The sequence below is a fragment of the Rhodanobacter sp. TND4EL1 genome (genome assembly GCF_054061035.1).
Genome location: NZ_JBSSDT010000001.1, coordinates 1060467 through 1078757, shown reverse-complemented (window position 1 = coordinate 1078757; position 18291 = coordinate 1060467). Strand labels below are relative to the sequence as shown.

The 18291-nt window shown below is 65.3% G+C and carries 21 protein-coding genes; 8 read left to right on the top strand and 13 right to left on the bottom strand.

The genetic code is table 11. The features are described from left to right. Positions 1 to 8 precede the first annotated feature (8 nt). The gene (locus ACVWWQ_RS05085) at positions 9 to 569 is read right to left on the bottom strand and encodes a sigma-70 family RNA polymerase sigma factor (protein WP_133949480.1); all 561 of its coding nucleotides are present in this window, start codon (positions 567 to 569) and stop codon (positions 9 to 11) included. 182 nt (positions 570 to 751) lie between these two features. Between ACVWWQ_RS05085 and ACVWWQ_RS05080 the strand changes: the two genes are divergently transcribed. The 5 genes from ACVWWQ_RS05080 to ACVWWQ_RS05060 all read left to right on the top strand — a co-directional run bounded on the left by ACVWWQ_RS05080 (position 752) and on the right by ACVWWQ_RS05060 (position 4724). Beyond that, on the top strand, positions 752 to 1120 hold the full coding sequence (locus ACVWWQ_RS05080) for a COG4315 family predicted lipoprotein (RefSeq protein ID WP_133949482.1): 369 nt from the start codon (positions 752 to 754) through the stop codon (positions 1118 to 1120). A gap of 91 nt (positions 1121 to 1211) precedes the next feature. Further along, complete coding sequence (locus ACVWWQ_RS05075; RefSeq protein ID WP_099651617.1) at positions 1212 to 2120, top strand: DUF3034 family protein; 909 nt, start codon at positions 1212 to 1214, stop codon at positions 2118 to 2120. Between the two features lie 52 nt (positions 2121 to 2172). After that, entirely contained in the window at positions 2173 to 2664 is a 492-nt protein-coding gene (locus ACVWWQ_RS05070) for a group I truncated hemoglobin (protein WP_133949484.1), read from the top strand. Between the two features lie 399 nt (positions 2665 to 3063). Further along, positions 3064 to 3663, top strand: a complete 600-nt coding sequence (locus tag ACVWWQ_RS05065; RefSeq protein WP_133949486.1) for a cupredoxin domain-containing protein — start codon at positions 3064 to 3066, stop codon at positions 3661 to 3663. Then, positions 3660 to 4724 (top strand): hypothetical protein, encoded by a 1065-nt coding sequence (locus ACVWWQ_RS05060; RefSeq protein ID WP_133949488.1) that lies wholly within the window; start codon positions 3660 to 3662, stop codon positions 4722 to 4724. The genes ACVWWQ_RS05065 and ACVWWQ_RS05060 overlap by 4 nt, the downstream gene beginning before the upstream one ends. On the opposite strand, the gene ACVWWQ_RS05055 is transcribed toward ACVWWQ_RS05060, so the two are convergent. Together ACVWWQ_RS05055 and ACVWWQ_RS05050 are read right to left on the bottom strand one after the other, a co-directional pair. Further along, a complete protein-coding gene (locus tag ACVWWQ_RS05055) occupies positions 4696 to 7164 on the bottom strand; it encodes a penicillin acylase family protein (protein WP_133949490.1) in 2469 nt (822 codons plus the stop codon). The genes ACVWWQ_RS05060 and ACVWWQ_RS05055 overlap by 29 nt on opposite strands. Next, a complete protein-coding gene (locus tag ACVWWQ_RS05050; protein ID WP_457383335.1) occupies positions 7161 to 7907 on the bottom strand; it encodes a phosphodiester glycosidase family protein in 747 nt (248 codons plus the stop codon). The genes ACVWWQ_RS05055 and ACVWWQ_RS05050 overlap by 4 nt, the downstream gene beginning before the upstream one ends. A 171-nt stretch (positions 7908 to 8078) precedes the next feature. On the opposite strand from ACVWWQ_RS05050, the gene ACVWWQ_RS05045 reads away from it, so the two are divergent. Both ACVWWQ_RS05045 and ACVWWQ_RS05040 read left to right on the top strand, forming a co-directional pair. Next, a complete protein-coding gene (locus tag ACVWWQ_RS05045) occupies positions 8079 to 8564 on the top strand; it encodes an 8-oxo-dGTP diphosphatase (protein ID WP_133949493.1) in 486 nt (161 codons plus the stop codon). After that, positions 8561 to 8962, top strand: coding sequence for an NUDIX hydrolase (locus ACVWWQ_RS05040; RefSeq protein WP_133950887.1), 402 nt, complete (start codon positions 8561 to 8563; stop codon positions 8960 to 8962). Before ACVWWQ_RS05045 ends, ACVWWQ_RS05040 begins: the two co-directional genes overlap by 4 nt. Before the next feature lie 65 nt (positions 8963 to 9027). On the opposite strand, the gene ACVWWQ_RS05035 is transcribed toward ACVWWQ_RS05040, so the two are convergent. The 10 genes from ACVWWQ_RS05035 to crcB all read right to left on the bottom strand — a co-directional run bounded on the left by ACVWWQ_RS05035 (position 9028) and on the right by crcB (position 16767). After that, entirely contained in the window at positions 9028 to 9804 is a 777-nt protein-coding gene (locus tag ACVWWQ_RS05035; RefSeq protein ID WP_133949495.1) for a lipoate--protein ligase family protein, read from the bottom strand. Beyond that, positions 9801 to 10091, bottom strand: a complete 291-nt coding sequence (locus tag ACVWWQ_RS05030; RefSeq protein ID WP_133949497.1) for a biotin--protein ligase — start codon at positions 10089 to 10091, stop codon at positions 9801 to 9803. The genes ACVWWQ_RS05035 and ACVWWQ_RS05030 overlap by 4 nt, the downstream gene beginning before the upstream one ends. A gap of 40 nt (positions 10092 to 10131) precedes the next feature. After that, positions 10132 to 10569, bottom strand: a complete 438-nt coding sequence (locus ACVWWQ_RS05025) for a hypothetical protein (protein WP_133949499.1) — start codon at positions 10567 to 10569, stop codon at positions 10132 to 10134. A 266-nt stretch (positions 10570 to 10835) separates the two neighbouring features. Further along, positions 10836 to 13076: a DNA topoisomerase IV subunit A gene (gene parC, locus ACVWWQ_RS05020; RefSeq protein WP_133949501.1), complete on the bottom strand. Its 2241-nt coding sequence runs from the start codon at positions 13074 to 13076 to the stop codon at positions 10836 to 10838. Between the two features lie 160 nt (positions 13077 to 13236). After that, positions 13237 to 14103, bottom strand: a complete 867-nt coding sequence (locus ACVWWQ_RS05015) for a TraB/GumN family protein (RefSeq protein ID WP_133949503.1) — start codon at positions 14101 to 14103, stop codon at positions 13237 to 13239. A 75-nt stretch (positions 14104 to 14178) separates the two neighbouring features. Then, positions 14179 to 14727, bottom strand: a complete 549-nt coding sequence (locus ACVWWQ_RS05010; RefSeq protein ID WP_133949505.1) for a YdeI/OmpD-associated family protein — start codon at positions 14725 to 14727, stop codon at positions 14179 to 14181. Positions 14728 to 14738: 11 nt separating this feature from the next. Next, a complete protein-coding gene (locus ACVWWQ_RS05005; protein WP_166669731.1) occupies positions 14739 to 14882 on the bottom strand; it encodes a hypothetical protein in 144 nt (47 codons plus the stop codon). Next, a complete protein-coding gene (cfa, locus tag ACVWWQ_RS05000) occupies positions 14879 to 15997 on the bottom strand; it encodes a cyclopropane fatty acyl phospholipid synthase (RefSeq protein ID WP_099651629.1) in 1119 nt (372 codons plus the stop codon). The genes ACVWWQ_RS05005 and cfa overlap by 4 nt, the downstream gene beginning before the upstream one ends. Positions 15998 to 16028: 31 nt before the next feature. Then, on the bottom strand, positions 16029 to 16367 hold the full coding sequence (locus tag ACVWWQ_RS04995; RefSeq protein WP_133949507.1) for a DUF190 domain-containing protein: 339 nt from the start codon (positions 16365 to 16367) through the stop codon (positions 16029 to 16031). A gap of 13 nt (positions 16368 to 16380) precedes the next feature. Beyond that, on the bottom strand, positions 16381 to 16767 hold the full coding sequence (gene crcB, locus ACVWWQ_RS04990) for a fluoride efflux transporter CrcB (RefSeq protein ID WP_099651630.1): 387 nt from the start codon (positions 16765 to 16767) through the stop codon (positions 16381 to 16383). 249 nt (positions 16768 to 17016) lie between these two features. Between crcB and ACVWWQ_RS04985 the strand changes: the two genes are divergently transcribed. Further along, on the top strand, positions 17017 to 18279 hold the full coding sequence (locus ACVWWQ_RS04985) for a multidrug effflux MFS transporter (protein ID WP_133949509.1): 1263 nt from the start codon (positions 17017 to 17019) through the stop codon (positions 18277 to 18279). Positions 18280 to 18291: the final 12 nt, after the last annotated feature.

Below are 18291 nucleotides of genomic sequence, written 5' to 3'. Positions count from 1 at the left end.
TCAACGCCTCATGAGTCCAGGCAGGTGCGCAATTGCATCAGGCTGCGGCGGATCCAGCTTTTCATGGTTCCCAGGGGAACCTTGCAACGTGTCGCCAATTCGTTATACGTAGCGCCGGTGAAAAAGGCTTCACGCACCGAACTCTGTTGTTGCGGCTCCAGTTCATCGAGGCAGTGCTGCAGGCGCTGGTGCTCCTGGCTGGTCTCGGCATCGGCGGCCGGTGTGGGCTGTTCGTCGACGGTCTCTTCGAGTCGGGACGGATCGTCCAGCAACTCCTCTCGATGCTGGCGCAGGCGGTCGATCGCCTTGTTGCGCGACAGCGTCACCAGCCAGGTGATGGCGCTGGCCTTGGAGGCATCGAAGCTGGATGCGCGCCGCCACACCGTGGCATAGGTTTCCTGCAGCACCTCTTCGGCCTCGCCGCGATCGCGCAGCATGCGCAGGCACACGCCGAACAGCTTGGACGAGGTGCGCTTGTACAACTCGGCGAAGGCCCTCTGGTCGTTGCGTCCGGATTGCTGCAACAACCGATTCAGCTCGTCTCGTTCGGCGGGGCTGCTGACACTCATGATCGAACCATCCTGTAGTCACGAATTGCCGACGCCGGTTCACGCACGGCGAAAGTGCCCTTCAGCATGGGGGCAAGTGTCGGCCGCTGGCAAGCGCAACGCCGCGCCGTGCATCCGTGAGCCTTGCCCGGACGTATTCATCGGGGCAGGCATGCCGCCTGACTTTCTTCAGGGGGCTTGCCATGATCGCTTTTCGATGTGCCGCCGCTTTGTTGCTGCTGGCGGGTACGGCCAGCGCCTCTTCGCTGCCACGGCGCAACGCACAAGGTCTACTGGCGGATCGTGCCGGACACACCTTGTATCGCTACGATCCTGACGGCCGCTCAGGCATCAGTCATTGCAGCGGCGCTTGCGCTGCCGTGTGGCCACCTCTGCTGGCGGATCCGGCCGCGGGCCCGGATCCGGGCACCGGCTACAGCCTCACCCGCCGGGCCGATGGCAGTCGCCAATGGGTATACCGGGGCCAGCCGCTCTACCTGTTCGCCGGCGACGGCACGCCGGGCGACAGCGATGGTGATGGGGTGAACGGCAGCTGGCATGTGCTGCGCTGACGGCCGCCTCTGCGGCCTTGCATCCTTTCGGGCGCTTCGCTCGTACCTCTCATCACATGCGCATACCGCGCTGTCTGCGAGGGGAGTTCCAATGCATATGAATGGCAAGACCCGGATCGGTGGGCTGATCGGCCTGGCGCTGGGCGGTTGCATGCTTTCGGCCGTCGCCACGGCCGCCGGCAGTGATGCTGGCGGGCCGACGACGAGCAACAAGCTGCTGCTGACTGGCGGCGTGTCCCAACTGGAGGGCTCGGCTGGCGGCGGGCTCACGCCGTGGGCCGTGATCGGTGGCTATGGGACGCGTGACGAGATCGGTGCGAACGCGTTTTACACGCACGTGAACCTGCCGGACTACCAGGTGGACGGCGCCGGCGCGATGGTCGGCCTGTACAACCGGGTCGAGCTGTCGTTCGCGCAACAGCGCTTCGATACCGAGAAGGTCGGCGCGGCGCTGGGGCTGGGCGAGGGTTTCACCTTTCGCCAGAACATCGTCGGCGTGAAAGTGCGTCTGTTCGGCGATGTCGTGCTGGACCAGGACAGCTGGCTGCCGCAGGTATCGGTCGGCGCGCAGTACAAGAAGAACAACCAGGACGGCGTGGTGAAGTTTGTCGGCGCGAAGCGCTCGCAGGGCACCGATTACTACATCACCGCAACCAAGCTGTTCCTCGGCCAGAGCCTGCTGGTGGACGGTACGGTGCGTTTCACCAAGGCCAACCAGATCGGCATCCTCGGGTTTGGTGGCGACCTCAACAACTCCTACAAACCGGAGTTCGAGGCATCGGTGGCCTATCTGCTCAGCCGTCACTGGGCGATCGGTGCGGAATACCGGCAGAAGCCGAACAACCTCAGCATCGCCAGGGAGGACGACTGGTACGACGCCTTCGTCGCGTGGGCGCCGACCAAGCATGTGTCGCTGACGCTCGCCTATGCCGACCTCGGCAACATCGTCATCAAGGATCGGCAGCGTGGCCTGTATGCCTCGGTGCAGGTCGGCTTCTGAGCGACTGCGCGCATCCCTGATTGCCACCCTTTGCCCCACCGGGAGCACACCCATGTACAAGTACCACCTGCAAATCGTCACTCTTGCCGTCGCCATGACGCTCAGCCAGGGCGCACTGGCGCAAGACGCCACAGCCACGCCGCAACAGTCCGCGGCAATGGCCGCCAGCGCACCGCGTGATCCCGCACTGAAACCGGTGTTCGAGCAGTTCGGCGGCAAGCCGGGGCTGGTCAGGCTGATGAACGACTTCATGGACAACCTGATGGCGGATCCGCGCACGCACACGTATTTCGCCGATGCGGACCGCGAGCACATCAAGGTCGAACTGGTCGATCAGTTCTGCGTGATTCTCGATGGACCGTGCGTCTACACCGGCAAGGACATGGTGAAGGTGCATCGCGCCATGGGCGTCAATCGTGCGGCATTCAACGCGCTGGTCGAGGATCTGCAGACCGCGATGGACAAGAACAACGTGCCGTTCCGTGCGCAGAACAAGTTGCTGGCGAAGCTGGCGCCGATGCATACGGCCATCATCACCAAATAGCCATCCATCTGGATGTCGTTGTACGTGAAGCCGTGCTTGTGCATGACGCCGTCCGACAACCGTCGGGCGGCGCAGAAGAATCGAATGACCTCAGGGGGTCGCATGTATACGTATCGCATGGGTTTGATGGGGGCGCTGATGATGCTCGGCGCGTGCAGCATGGCGCCGCCGCAGCCGCGGGCCACTGCACCGGTCGTCGTTCCGGCGTTGCCGGCGCCATCGCCGTCGCCGGCAGCGATGCCGGAAATGGCGCCGCCAATGGACGCGGCGCCAGCAACCGCGATTGTGCCGAAGCCTGCACCGCCGCCATCGATGCCGGCTCCGCCATTGCCACATCCAGCCGTGACAGTTCATCCCGCGGCAAGGCCTGCTCCGACAAAGACGATCGCCGCGGCGACGATGCCTGTGCCGGCCACGTTGCAGCTCAATGGGCACGTGGATCTGGTGGCAGCGCGCGGGCAGCAGGTCGAAGTCGGCGAGCAGGCCGACACGCTGGTCTACTTCGTACCCGACAAGGGCGGCAGCCGCGCCCGGCCGGGGCGCTACACGGTCTATACCCACAATCGCGACTTCAGTCCCGAGGCGTTGGCCGTGCCGCTGGGCAGCACGGTGACCTTCGTCAATCTTGACGACGTGCGCCACAACGTCTTCTCGGTGACGCCGGGGGCGGCTTTCGACCTGGGCTATCAGGGCTCCGGCGAGAAGGCGAACCATGCGTTCAGTCGTGCCGGCATCGTGCTGGTCAGTTGCAATGTCCATCACTCGATGGAGCTGGACATTCTGGTGGTGCCGTCCGCCTACATGGCCAGGGTGGGCGCCGATGGCCACTTCACCCTGGGCGGCCTGCCGGCGGGCCCTGGCACATTGCACTTCTGGAATCCGCGCGCGCAACCGGCCAGCCAGAAGCTGAGTTTGCCGATGAATGGTGCAGTGAGCCAGCGCATCGTTGCGAGTCGGCCGCGCCTGACCACGGCGCTCAACGCCGGGGGCACGCGATGAAACCGGCCAGTCGGTCCCTGCTGTCGGGTATGGGTACCGTGCTGCTGCTGGTGCTGGTGGCGGCGGCCGGTGTCGTCTGGCAAGTACGCCGCATCGCCCATGGCCAGTCGCTGGATCGCCTGCACGTGGCGGCCACGGCGGAACGCGAACTCGAGGCGAACCGACTCACCGAATTGCAGTTGCGTGGCGATCTGCTGGCGCAGGATCCGGCCTTTGTCGACTACGTGGCGCAGTCGCTGATTCCCAACCCGCAACTGGGTGGCGCCATCGACAGCGCATCGATCAGCGACTTGCTGAAGGATCGTCGGCGCGGTTATGACATCGCCATGGTGCTCGATCCGCAAGGCCGCGTCGTTGCCGCGTCGGGCATCCTGCTGAAGGATCACGCCAGCATCCAGCGCGACGCTCTGGTCACCGGCACGATCAGTCAGCGCCAGCCGCAACAGGGCCTGTGGGTGGATCATGCCCAGCTGTATTGGGTGTCGGTCAGTCCGTTGCTGCGCGGTGGTGCCTTGCAGGGCGTGCTGATTGCCGCCAGTCGCGTGGATGACGCGTTCGCGATCGCGATCAGTCGCATGGCACACGTCGACGTGGCGCTGCTGATGCCACCGGTACCCGGCGCCGCGCTGCCGCCGTCCACCGGTCTGGGATGGACCGGGCCGGCGTTGTCCGCGCAACTGGCCGACGTGCTGGCGGTGAGCGACAGCAACGGACAGGCCGTGAACCTGACCGATGGCCAGCACGCCACGACCGCCTGGGTGACGCCGTTGAAGACGTCGGGCGAGCGCGCGGCGCTGGTGGCGATCGGTCCGGATCAGGATGGCGTTGCGGTCGACCCCGCAGCGCTGCCCTGGCTGATCGGCGTGGCCGGCTTCGGGCTGTGCGCCATGTTGCTGGTGCTGCTGCAGTGGTGGCGTACCTGGCTGCCCCTGCAGCGCATGCTTGCGGTGATCGAGTTGGCTGGTCACGGTGATCAGCACCTGACCATTCGCACTCGCGGCAGCGCCATCGTGCGGCGCTTGCGCGATGGCATCAATCCACTGCTTCGCCGCGCACGCTAGACGGGGCGCGGCTCGGCGTTGAATCCGGGCCGGACGCTGGCTGCAAGGTCAGCGTGTGCTGATCTGCGTCAGGCAGCAAGGGTGTCGGCCGGCCGGCCACCCAATCCGCGTGGCCGGCGCCGAAGTAGGGCGACAACGGGTGGTCGCTCTGCCCGCCGGGCATGTTGAGGATGCCGTCGGCCTCGTGGCCGGGCGACACATCCAGATGTTCGGACGCGCCGAAGCCCGGGGCTGCCACGTGCGGCATGTTGTTGTCACCGGCCAGCGGCTGGTCGGGCATGTCGATATGCCGGCCGAGCCAGCGCGGCAGGGCGGCGGACAGCGGATGCCGGATGTCGGTGCGGTTGATCTCGCCCCAGCGCCGTGCGGCCAGTCCACCGGGTTGGGATCCAAGCTGGCTCACCACACGCTTCGCGGCGGCGGTCAGCAGGGCGTGCCAGTCGGGATACGCGGGGTCGAGCAACTGCGGCGGCTGCGCATGAATCAGTGTCCACACGGCGGCCTCGGCACTGTTCTCGCCCGGCCAGCTGAAGTCGGGATGGCGCTGTTTCACGCGCGCCGCAAAAGGCGCCAGGGCGGCCTCGCTGACTTGCTGGCGGAATGCGCGTACGAGGCGGTAATCAACGCTGTCGACGGCAGCATGGCCGTGCCACGTCGCGGTGAGTTCGCGCAATTGCTGCAATGCCGGGTCGTTGGCTTTGGACAGGGTTTGCTGCAGCAGCCGCTGCCAGCGGGCGAGGAAGACGGCGCGGTCGTCCAGCTGGATGTCGAGCAGATTGCCGGAGGTGAAGCTGGCGCGCCCACGCAGGTCGTCGCGAATCTGCTGCGCGCGTGCACCAAGGTCATGGCCGCCGTTGCCGAGCAGCGCAAGCGCGGTGCCGTCGACCGTGCGGTTGTTGGCCGTCCACAAGCGTCCGTCCGCCGGATTCTCGATGCGCGGATAGTGCGCGGGCGACGCCCAGCCTTGCCAGCCGCTACCGGGTTTGGACCAGTCCGAGGGCAGCAGCGGATCGATGCCAACGCGCAACGGGATACTGTTGCCGGCAATCGTCCAGCCGATGTTGCCGGCGCTGTCGGCGACCAGAAGATTCTGCGGCGGCATGCCCAGCGTGGGCGCGAGGTCGAGGGCCTTGCTGACGCTCGGTGTGCGTTCCAGTTGCATCAATTCGATGTTGTACGCCCGCGGCTGGTCGGCGATCCATGCCAGCGCCAGCGGTGTGCCGTCGATGTCGACGCCCATGAGCGGACCCCAACGGGTGTCTTCGACTTTCAGGACCGTATCGGGCCGGCCCTTGACCTGGATGTGTTCGTCGTGGGTCGCGAGCGAGGCCCAGCCATCGGGCACCTTGTAGCGTGTCGGATCGTTCGGATCGCGCTGCACGCGCACCCAGTCCAGCCAGTCGCCGTAGCTGTTGGTGAAGCCCCAGGCGATCTGGCCGTTGGAGCCGACGATGATCGCCGGGGTGCCGGGCAGGCTGACGCCGTTGACGTCGCGCTCGCCGTTGGGCGCGGTGGCATCGGGATAGCGCAGGCGGGTGCGGAACCAGATGTTCGGCACGCGCAGGCCAAGATGCATGTCGTTGGCCAGCATGGCGGCGCCGGTGTCGGTGAGCCGGCCGGCAATCGCAAAGCTGTTGCTGCCCGGGCGTGGTGCATCCAGTGCCGGCGCCAGCGTGGCGGTGAGTGCTGTCGAAGAAGTGGCGGCCGGGGCGAGCTGACGCAGGTCGAAGACATCGACGTCGGGAATCACCGCCGGTGGGGAGAGCCGCCCGCTCAATGGCGCTTCCCAGTTCGGGTCCGGTGCCAGCAGGAAATCCACCAGTGGGCCGGGCAGCACCGACCGCATCTGCGCAAAGCGCAGTTCGCGCTCATTGCGGCCGTCGCTGTTCAAGTCCAGGTACATCGCGGCGATGACCTGCGCGCTGTCTTCCGAACGCCAGGGTTGTGGCTGGCTGCCCAGCAGCAGGTACTCCCACGGCCGCACGCGCAAATCGGCCAGGCCGGCATTCACGCCGTCGCGGTAGCGATCAAGTTCGTGCCGCTGTTGCGGCGGCATCCGGGCATAGGCCGTCTCGACCACGGCGCGCAGACGATGGCGACGGTGGTTGAGGTCGACCTTGAGTGCCGCAGGGCCCACCAGTGCCGACAACTCCCCGGCGCTCATCCGGCGCATCAGGTCCATCTCGAAAAAACGCTCTTGCGCGTGGACGTAACCCAGCGCGTAGCTGAGGTCGGTGCGATCCCTGCCGGCGAGCGTGACCGTGCCCCGTGCATCGCGGGTGATGCTGACGGGGGCCTCCAGACCAGCGGCGGGTCGGGTTCCGTCCAATCGGGCACGGCTGCCGGCAAACAGCCACCAGCCGATCAGACATGCCGCCAGCAGCAGCGCCAGCAGCGACCACAACAAACGACGGAGCAGGCGGTAACGCCGGAGTGTCACGGCTTGGCAAACACGGCGAAGATGCCTGCATAGGGCTTGACCATGAACGAAGGCGCACCGGCGTAGCCCTGGCCTTCGACATACAGCTGCGAAATGCTGCCATCGAGGTACAGGGCATCGCGGCAGCCCAGTTTTTCGCGAAACAGCCGTCCAAACGTGTGGAAGTTCACCGGCGCTTCGCTGGCGGCAAACACCACGTCGGTCGGGCTTTTGGCGCACACGCCGCTGCGCCATTTCAGGCTGGACGAATCGTCGAGGAACTGGTCGTTTAGCTTGCCGTCGATCAGCAGCATCGGGCCGGACTGGGTGGCATAGCGCACCGATTTTCGGTCTGCCTTGAAGGCCTCACTGGTGCGCACGGCGGCGTGACCGTCAGCATAGATCGCAAACACGCCGTTGGGCAGCAGCGAGAAATTGCCCGAGGCCGGATTGCCGTGGGCCAGGTTCAACGGCACCAGCGTCTTGCTGTCTTCCACATACAGCCCGAGTGGCGCGAACTTGTGGTCATAGATGCCGGCGTTGGCGGCAAACAGCAGCCGTTGCCCGTGCGTCTCGCCCCATTGGCGCAGTGATTCGATGCTGCTGAACGGCTGGCCACTGGACGGTTCCCGCCAATGCAGCGAAAGAGTTTCGCGCTTGAGGTCGACATGCACGATGCGGTAGTTCTGTCCTTCGAAGGCAATTTCGCCGCTGTCCAGCGCTTGCGCGGTGGGTGTGCACCCGGCAGCGCCGAGCAGCAGCATCAGCGGCAACAGCCAATGCAGGAAACGACCGACGGAACGGGAACGGGTGGGGAGCGGGGCAAAAGATGGCATGCGTCGATGGTCGCCGCCCTGTCGCGCCGGTGCAAGCCCGGCGGGCCTGCGATGATTGCCGCCTGCCGCTAAACTGGCGTTTTTCGCCGGTGCCTGCACATGCCCTATACCCCGATAGCGGCCACCCTGGGTTACGTACTCTCGCCTGATCGCAGCGAGGTGCTGATGATCCATCGCAACGCGCGCCCGGATGACCAGCATCTGGGCAAGTACAACGGGCTCGGCGGCAAGATGGAGCCGGGCGAGGATATCGCTGCGTGCATGCGGCGCGAGATCCGCGAGGAAGCGGGCATCGAATGCGAGTCGATGCAACTGCGCGGTACGCTGAACTGGCCCGGCTTCGGCAAACAGGGTGAGGACTGGCTGGGCTTCGTTTTCGTGATCGATCGTTACACCGGCACGCCGTTCATGACCAACCCCGAAGGCACACTGGAGTGGGTTCCCCTGGACCGGCTCTTGACCTTGCCCATGTGGGAAGGCGACCGCCATTTTCTGCCGCTGGTTTTTGATGCCGACCCGCGCCCGTTCCACGGCGTGATGCCGTACAAGGAAGGTCGCCTGCAGTCGTGGTCGTTCAGCCGTTGAGTGAAGCGGCAAAGGTCATTCGTATCGTCGCTGCGGTGATCCGCGACGAAGAAGGGCGGACTCTGTTGGTGCGCAAACGTGGAGCCGCGGTGTTTCAGCAGCCCGGCGGCAAGCGCGATCCGGCAGATTCCGACGACCTCGCTACGCTGGCCCGCGAGTTGCGCGAGGAACTGGGTTGCGAACTCATCTTCGATTCCGCCCACTTGTTGTGCCATTGCAGCGCAGCGGCCGCGAACGAGCCCGGCCATCGGGTCGAGGCAACCGTCTATACGGTGGCAGTTCGCGGCGCGCTCGTCGCGCAGGCCGAGATCGCGGAATTACGCTGGATCGATCCGACCGCACCTGACGTTTCGGTCGCCCGGCTCAGCCGCGAGCACATCCTGCCGCTGCTGCACTAGCCGTGGCGCGGGGCGAGCCTCGCCCGCTCATTTTTTGGGTTGAAGTGCGGCGGGCAGTGCCCGCCCTACGCCACGTCGCCCAACCAGTCCACGCTGCTGAACTTGCTGTGCGCCAGTGTTTCAGCCTGGATCAGTTCGCTGGTGCGCAAGGTATCGTCAGTGAGACCGTGCAGGCGGCGGAAGGTGGCGATCATGCGCTCGATCACCACCTCGCGCGGCAGGCCGGTCTGGCTGCGCAGTGGGTCGACCCGCTTGGCGGCGCTCTGGGTGCCCTTGTCGGACAGCTTCTCGCGGCCGATGCGCAGCACGTCGAGCATCTTCGTCGCGTCGATGTCGTAAGCCATGGTGACGTGATGCAACACGGCGCCACCGCGGTGCACCTGGGCGGCGCCGGCAATCTTGCCGCCTGCGGAGGTGATGTCGTTCAGCGGCTGGTACCACGCCTTGATGCCCAGCTCCGCCAGCGCTTCCAGCACCCATTCGTCGAGGAAGGCATAGGCTTCCTGGAACGACAGGCCCTTGATCAGCGTTTGCGGCGCATAGATCGAATAAGTGATGGTGTTGCCCGGCTCGATGAACATCGCGCCGCCGCCGGAAACGCGACGTACCACCTCGATGCCGTGGCGCTTCGCCGCCTCGCTGTCCACTTCATTGCGCAGCGACTGGAATCTGCCGATGACCACCGCCGGCGAGGCCCACTCCCAGACCCGCAGGGTGGGTGCACGATGACCTGCGCCGACTTCATGGATCAGCACGTCGTCCAGTGCCATGTGCAGGGCGGGGGACTGGGGTGCGGCGTGGATCAGCTGCCATGGATGGTCGCGCCAGTCGGTTCGCATCATGCCTGGGAATCCCCGTGCAAGGCGCGGCGCACAGCCACCGCGATCGCCTCCGGCGAAATGCCGTACATCATCACTTCGCTGTCCAGCGCGGCGGTGACGGCCTCGGCAAGTTCGGCTTCGCCCGTATCCGCGGGCCATGCCTCCAGCGCGCGGTTGATGGTGTCGAGCGCGCTGTCCGGTTCCAGAAAGAAGTCGCCACTGAGCTGCACGCCGGAAAGCCGACCGTCGCGCACGTCGAGGTCGATCACTACCAGCTTGCCGCCTGGCATCTTGTACTCACCGTGCATTGAAAGCGTCCCCTGCACCATGGCGGGATTATAACGTCGATCAGCGACCGCGACCGTGGAAATCGCCATTGCCGGCGCCGATCGAGATGCTGACGCCCCCGCCAGGGTGATCGCAACTGCCGAAGGCCTTGGTCACATTGACGGTACCGGTCTGGTAGCTGCCGCCGAAATGGTTGCCGGAAACGACGCCCATGCCCACGCTGCCGTGAACCTGCGCGCGGTTGTAGGCGTAATCGTCGCAATCGGACGAGGACGAGCTGTCACTGGCCACCTCCGTACGGCCCATGCGTCCGCTGGTGTCGCCGTAGTAGACGCCGGGGGCGCTGTTTGCCGAGGCTGGCTTGGCGACCGTGCTGCTGGCGGCGGGAACGTCGCCGGGAGGGAGCTTGAGGTTCAGCGGTTTGGCCGGCGCCTGCGCCCAGGCAGTGGTGCACAGCAAGGCCGCGAACAGGGCAGGGAGGATGCGTTGGATGGTCATGGCGAACTCCGGGTAGTCACGTGTTCAACGCGCGAATCCGCGTAGGCGTGCACATCCCTGTTGGAACGGCCGGATGCCGACAAGTTCCAGTGAGCCGCTTTGCAGCCGCAAGGCGGGCATTGCCCGCCGGCTCTTCGGCGGTGCGTCGCGGCCAAAAGCGGCGGGCAGTGCCCGCCCTGCCGGGCTGCAGGAGCACGTCCTGTGCGCGATGCTTTTCATCACGTAACGAAGGGCATTGCGCACGGGTGTGCTCCCGCGGCATTTGTTCAACCGGTGGTTTCGATCCGCTCGACCCGGCGCAGGCCGCGCGGCAGCAGGTTGCCCCGCGTGGCGCGGTTGCCGCCGTACTCGACCAGATCCGACCACTTCAGCGTCAGCTTGCGCTGGCCGGCGTACAGGGTGACTTCGCCCTTGCCCTCGCTGACCACGGCCACGCCGGCCACGCGCTCGTCGCCACTGACCAGCTTCGCCTTCGGGATCTCGATCAGCTTGTTGCCCTTGCCTTTTTCCAGTTCGGGCAGTTCGGCCACCGAGAACATCAGCAGGTGACCTTCGGTGGTGACCACCACGATGCGGTCGCGCGCCGGGTCGGCGCTGAGCTGCGGTGCCAGCACCTTGGCCTTGTCGCTGAGCGAAATGATCTGCTTGCCGGCCTTGTTGCGTCCGGTCAATGCCTCGAAGCGGGTGACGAAGCCGTAGCCGAAGTCGCTGGCCAGGATCAGCCGGTTGTCGTTGTCGCCGGCGATCACCGCGTCGAAGCTGGCACCCGACGCCGGGCTGAAGCGCCCGGTCAGCGGGTCGCCGTTGCCGCGTGCCGAGGGCAGGGTGTGTGCGGGCGTGGAGTAGGCGCGACCGGTGGAATCGATGAACGCCACCTGCTGGGTGGTGCGGGCCTTGACCGCGGCGAGCAGGCTGTCGCCCTCGCGATAGTTCAGGCCTTCGGCGTCCACGTCGTGACCCTTGGCAGCACGGGCCCAGCCCTTCTGGCTCAGCACCACGGTCACCGGTTCGCTGGCCACCAGCGCACTTTCGTTCAGCGCCTGCGCCACTTCGCGTTCGACCAGCGGCGAGCGGCGATCGTCGCCGAACTTGGCCGCGTCGGCACGCAGTTCTTCCTTGATCAGTGTCTTCAGCTTGGCTGGCGACTTCAGCAACACGTTGATGCGCGCGCGCTCCTCTTCGAGCTGGTCGCGCTCGGCATTGATCTTCATTTCCTCGAGGCGAGCCAGCTGGCGCAGGCGGGTCTCGAGGATGTAGTCGGTCTGCTCCTCGCTGAGGCGGAAGCGAGCCATCAGCACGGGCTTGGGCTCGTCCTCGCTGCGCACGATGCGGATCACTTCATCGAGGTTGAGGTAGGCGGTATGCAGGCCTTCCAGCAAATGCAGGCGGCGATCGACCTTGCCCAGACGGTGTTCCAGGCGCTTGGTCACCGTGCTGGTGCGGAAGGCCAGCCATTCGGTGAGGATGCGCTTGAGATCCTTCACCTGCGGCCGACCATCCAGGCCGATCATGTTGAGGTTGACGCGGAAACTCTTCTCCATGTCCGTGGTGGCGAACAGGTGCTGCATGGTTTCGTCCGCGTCGACGCGGTTCGAGCGCGGCACGATCACCAGGCGGATCGGATTCTCGTGATCGGACTCGTCGCGCAGGTCCTCGATCATCGGCAGTTTTTTGGCGCGCATCTGCGCGGCGATCTGCTCGAGGATCTTCGACGGGCTGACCTGGTGCGGCAGCGCGGTGATCACGATATTGCCTTCCTCGCGCTGGTAGACCGCGCGGGCGCGTACCGAGCCGCCACCGGTCTGGTACATCGCCAGCAGGTCGGCACGCGGCGTGATGATCTCCGCCTCGGTCGGATAATCCGGGCCCAGCACGTGTTCGCACAGCTCGGCGACCGTGGCGTTCGGCTCATCCAGCAGGCGGATGCAGGCGGTGGCCAGCTCGCGCAGGTTGTGCGGCGGAATATCGGTGGCCATGCCCACGGCGATGCCCATCGATCCGTTCAACAGCACGTGCGGCACCCGCGCCGGCAGCCAGCTGGGTTCTTCCAGCGTGCCGTCGAAGTTCGGCACCCAGTCGACCGTGCCCTGGGTCAGCTCACCCAGCAGCGCCTCGGCGATGGGACTGAGCTTGGACTCGGTGTAGCGCATCGCGGCGAAGCTTTTCGGGTCGTCCGGCGAGCCGAAGTTGCCTTGGCCCTCGACCAGCGGGTAGCGATACGAGAACGGCTGTGCCATCAGCACCATCGCTTCGTAGCTGGAGCTGTCGCCATGCGGATGGAATTTGCCGATCACGTCACCGATGGTGCGTGCCGATTTCTTCGGTTTGGCGGTGGCGTTGAGACCCAGCTCGCTCATCGCGTAGATGATGCGCCGTTGCACCGGTTTCAGCCCGTCACCCACGAAAGGCAGGGCGCGGTCCAGCACCACGTACATCGAATAATCGAGATAGGCCCGCTCGGCGTATTCCTTCAGCGGGATCTGTTCGTAATTGGCTTGCAGGTTCATGCGGTGATGTCTGATAAGTAGCGCGCAACGCGCGGATAACCGGTCGATGGTGCCAGAAAGCGAGGGGTTCTTGTAGGAGCGCGGCGTGTGCGCGAGCTCTTCATGCACGTCGAGCAGAAGCATCGCGCACAGGCTGCGCTCCTACGTAAGCGGCATTTGGTTACTCGCGCATCGCCTCGATACCCAGCTTCCGCAACTGCACCTGCACGCTGTCCGGGCCGGCCAGATGGGCGGCGCCTACCGCGATGAAAATGGTGCCAGGCTGCTGCAGCATTGCCGCGATCCTGCCGGCCCAGGCCTGGTTGCGCTGCACCAGCAGCCGTTGGTAAAGCCTCGGTTCGTGCTGACGCAGGTCGTCGTTGCCGAGGCGGGCAATGCTGTCCACGTCGCCCGCCTTCCACGCGTCGATCAGTTCGGTCAGGCGGAACGCGCCCTTGTCGGCCTTACGCATGGTCGATCGCAGCAGTCCCAGCTCGAACGGGCGCGGCAGGTCGGCGAGAAAGCGGATCTGCTGTTCGGCCGTTTCCAGCCCCCGCACGTTCTTGCCGGCATCAGTCATCTGCGTCTTCAGCTGTTTGTCCACGCCATGCTCGGGATCAAGTCCGGCCTTCAGCAGCGGCGCGACCGACAGCGTCAGCGCGGCCAGCCATGGACGCATCATGTTCAGCGTCGGCATGCCGCCCGGCACGCTCGCCTTGTTGGCCAGGAGAGACAGCCGATGCGCTTCGGACGGGCTGAGTTGGCCGCTCAAAGGATGCGCTGGATCCATCCCGTAGCGCAGCACCAGCGCCGTCATGTTGGCCGGGTTGTCGTCGATCAGCTCTACATACAGGGTCTGGCTGTCCGTCAGCGCCTGATCCAGTGCCGGGTAGTGCCAGCTGGCATCCTTCGGCATCAGGTGCACCGTGCCAAACAGGTAGATCGTGGTGTCGGCGTCCTTCACCACCCACAGCGCAGGATGCGCAAAGGCTGCCGCCGGAAGCAGCAGGAGCAGACAGAGCGAGATACGCGCAAACAGATGGTTCATGCCAGCGAGTGTTGCGGCAAGCGCCTGGGAGTTCAATGCGCCAAAGGTGCCAATTCGGGATGCATCAGCCTGTTGTCAGTCTGCCGCTTGAGGTGCGCGGAAGCTCTTGCTGTAAAAGCCCGATGAGTCAAAACAGCAGACACGCTTCTTGCCCGAAGAAAGCCTGTCGCAGGCACTGTCGACGCGACTCTTTCGAGTACTGGCCTGCTTGGCGGACTCCAGCCAGTGAATCCAGTCCACGCGCGCGATGGTGGTGGTGTCGTTCCAGGCAGCCGTGGCTGCCGGGGACGCCGCAAGCGCCTCGCGCAGGTCATCGGGCAACTGCGGTTCCGGTTCCGGGTCGGCGGGCGAGATTTGAACTTCAACGGTGTCGCCAGCATGCACCGCGGCGGTCTCACGCAACTCCTGGCTCACCTTGAGCCAATGACTCAGCTGGCCATCCGGTTCGAGCGTGGCTTGAAACGGACAGCCGTTGAGGGTGCCTTCGACGGAGGTTCTGCCACGCCTCGGCAAGGTGTCGCTTGCTGTCTTTGGCAGCACGAGAAACGCCCATGAGCCATCGGCTTCCGGGTTGGCAGGACAACGCAGTTTCGCCCTGAACGTAGTCGTGTTCGATGCTTTCATTTTCCGTTGCTTCATTCGATTTCGATGACGACCGGCGCGAGGGCGGCCAGCAGGATGGTGCGGCGCTTCATGATGCTGTCCGGGTGCGGGACCCGGAGGGCACCATGTGTCGGAGCCTGGCTGGCGACAAACCGCAGCCGCCCGGGCAGCTTCACCGCGGGACGCGATAACCGCCGGGTACACCGTTCGGGCTCAGCGTGATCTGCCACAACTGGTCGCGACGGCTGCGGAACACGGCGGCGGACACCGCCAGGTAGTAGCGCCACATGCGGTGGAAGCGTTCATCGTAGCTGGCGGGCAGGCGCGGCCAGGCCGCTTCCACGTTGGCCAGCCAGGCGCTGACGGTGCGGTCGTAATCGGCACCGAAGTTGTGCCAGTCCTCCACCACGAACAGGTCTTCCAGCGCGGTGGTGACCTGGCTCGCGGCCGGAATCATCGAGTTCGGGAAGATGTATTTTTCGATCCACGGATCCGTTTGCGCCGGGGCGCCGTTGCTGCCAATGCAGTGCAGCAGTGAAAGGCCGTCGACTTTCAGGCAGCGCCGCACGGTTTCGAAGTAGGAGCGGTAGTTCTTGCCGCCGACGTGCTCGAACATGCCGATGGAAAACACTGCGTCGAATGGCTCGTTGATGTCGTGGTAGTCCTGCAGGCGGATCTCGATCGGCAGGCCGCTGCAGAGTTCTCGAGCGTATTCGGCCTGCTCGCGTGACACCGTGATGCCGACGCCCTCGATGCCGTAGCGCTCGGCCGCGTATTTCAGCGCCTCGCCCCAGCCGCAGCCGATGTCGAGTACGCGCTGGCCGGTCTTCAGTTGCAGCTTGCGGCAGACCAGGTCGAGCTTGGCGGCCTGGGCGTCGTCGAGATTGTCCGCCTTGGCCCAGTAACCGCAGGAGTACACCAGCCGCTTGCCCAGCATGGCGTGGAAGAGGTCGTTGCCAAGGTCGTAGTGGACCTTCCCGATCTCGAATGCCCGCTCGCCGCGTTGCAGGTTGATGAAGCGCGCCTTGAAATGGGCCAGCAGGGTATCCAGCGTCTTCAGTTCATTGTCGAGCCCGGCAGTGAGCAGACGCGTGCACAGGCCGGGCAGGTCGTCGGTATCCCACCAGCCGTCCATGTAGGCCTCGCCCAATCCCAGCGAGCCGTGTGCGAACACTCGCGGATACAGTCGATCATCGTGTACCCGCAGATCGATCGGTGCGTTGCCGTCGATATGGATGCCGGCATGTTCAAGCAGCTGGCTGGCACGATGTTTCAGGTCATCCTGGCTCATGGATTGCCTCGCGACGGAAGGTTTGGGCGGGTCACTGTTTGTGGAGTATCTCGAAGCTCGCCGGCCAGCAGGCGCAGGTGGCGTCGACGGCAGCGTCGCGTACCAGTTGCAGCAAGCTCTCGGCTTGCGCATCGCGCAACAGGAACTCGATCTTGACCGGCAGGTCGTCGGCGAGCTCGAAGAATTGTTCTTCGTGCAGGACGCCATGCCGACCAAAACCGGAGATCGCGCGGAACACCGAACCGCCACCGAGTCCGCGCTTCTTCGCCTGTTCCAGCAGCCATTCGGACAGCAGCATGCCGTCGTGCCTGGCACGTGAGTGACAGTAGAACGTCAGGTGCACGCCTTGCTGCAGATTGTCCTGGTTCATGCTCATTCCCCGATCAATGGCGCAGCAGGCTGCGGGTGAGGGCTATGCCGAGCACGGTCATCGACAGGGAGCCGATCACATGCACGGCCACGTGACCGCTGAACCACAGGTATTGCTGACGCAGCAGCAGGGTGGCCGACTCGGCCGAGAAGGTGGAGAAGGTGGTGAGCCCGCCGAGGAAGCCGGTGAACACGAACAGCCGCAGCGCCGGCGACAGGGTCTGGAAGTGGTCGAACAGGCCCATCACGCAGCCCATCAGCAATCCGCCGGCAAGGTTCGCCGCCAGGGTGCCCAGCGGCAGGGTGGGGAACAACGGGTTGAGCAGAACGCCCAGCCCCCAGCGCAGCCAGCAGCCGATGGCGCCGCCGATACCAATGGCCATGAATCCGGTAAAGCCCACAAGCGCGCCTCCTGACAGTGATGTGTCCGGTTGCCGCGGTGGCAGGCACGCCTGCACCACCGGAAACCCGGGGAGCAGGCATCATCAACTTCAACGCGGAGATCGCGAGAAGCGGTTTGTTCCGGGTTGCCGCAACGTGCCGAAACGGGAGGCATGCCAACTCCCACGTCGCATCCTAGTCGATTCGGCCGCCCTGTCGTCAAGCGCGGCCCCCTATAATGCGCAGCCCGCCGCGACCAGCACGCCTTCATGACTACAGCCCAGCACACCGTGCGACGCAGCCTGCCGTGGCTGCTGGCCGGGCTGTCGATGATCGGACCCTTCTCGATCGACGCGGTGTTCCCCGCGTTTCCGTTGATCGGTGCACGCTTCCAGGTGGACGATACGGCGCTGCAGCAGCTGATCAGCGTGTACCTGCTGACCTACGCGGTGATGAGTCTGTTTCACGGCGCCATTTCCGATGCGATCGGGCGCAAGCCGGTGATCGTCACCGGCTTGCTGGTGTACGCGCTGGCTTCGATCGGCGCGGCGTCGTCCACGTCGTTTGCCATGCTGCTGACTTGTCGTGGCCTGCAGGGCGTGTGTGCCGGTGCCGGTCTGGTGGTGGGACGGGCGGTGATTCGCGACAGCCTGGAAGGGCCGGCGGCGCAGCGGCTGATGTCGCAGGTGATGATGATTTTCGGCGTGGCGCCGGTGATCGCGCCGATGGTTGGTGCGCTGTTGCTGCCGCTGGGCGGCTGGCATGGCATCTTCTGGTTGCTGGCCGCCTTTACCCTGTTGCTGGCGGTGTCGTTGATGCTCCTGCTGGATGAAACCCATCCGCCACAGCGACGCTCGCGCTTCGCACCGCGGCCACTGCTGGCCGGCTACATGGCGTTCGCACGCGACCGCTCGTTCTGGCCGCTGCTGGTTTCCAGCTCGGTCAACTTCGCCGGCTTGTTTCTCTATATTTCATCGGCGCCGCGTATCGTGCGCGAGCTGCTGCACCTTTCGGCGCAGGGTTTCCCCTGGCTGTTCGTGCCGGTGGTGATCGGGCTGATCAGTGGTGCCTGGTTGTCCGGGCGCATGGCCGACCGCTGCAGCGCCAAGCGCACGGTGAGCCTGGGTTATGCCTCCATGCTGCTGGCTTGCGCACTGCACGTGCTGCTGGCATGGGTGTTCCCGCAGCCGCGGCTGCCGTGGTCGATGCTGCCGCTGATCCTCCACGGCATCGGCGTGCAGCTGGCGTTCCCGACGATCACCTTGCTGTTGCTGGATCGCTTTCCTCACCATCGGGGCGGCATCTCTTCGGTGCAGGCGTTCGCCAGTCTGTTGCTGTGCGGATTCGTTGCCGGCGTGATGTCGCCGCTGCTTTCACTGAGCATGTTGCATCTGGCGATGGGGGCATCCTTGCTGACCCTGATCGGGGCGCTGGCCTGGGCCTGGTATCACGGGGTGAGCCGTGAACGACTGTCGCCGAGCGACGCGGACGCGGCGGCGGTGATGGCGGCGGAGATCGTCGAGCCGCGTTGAGTACGGGGATAC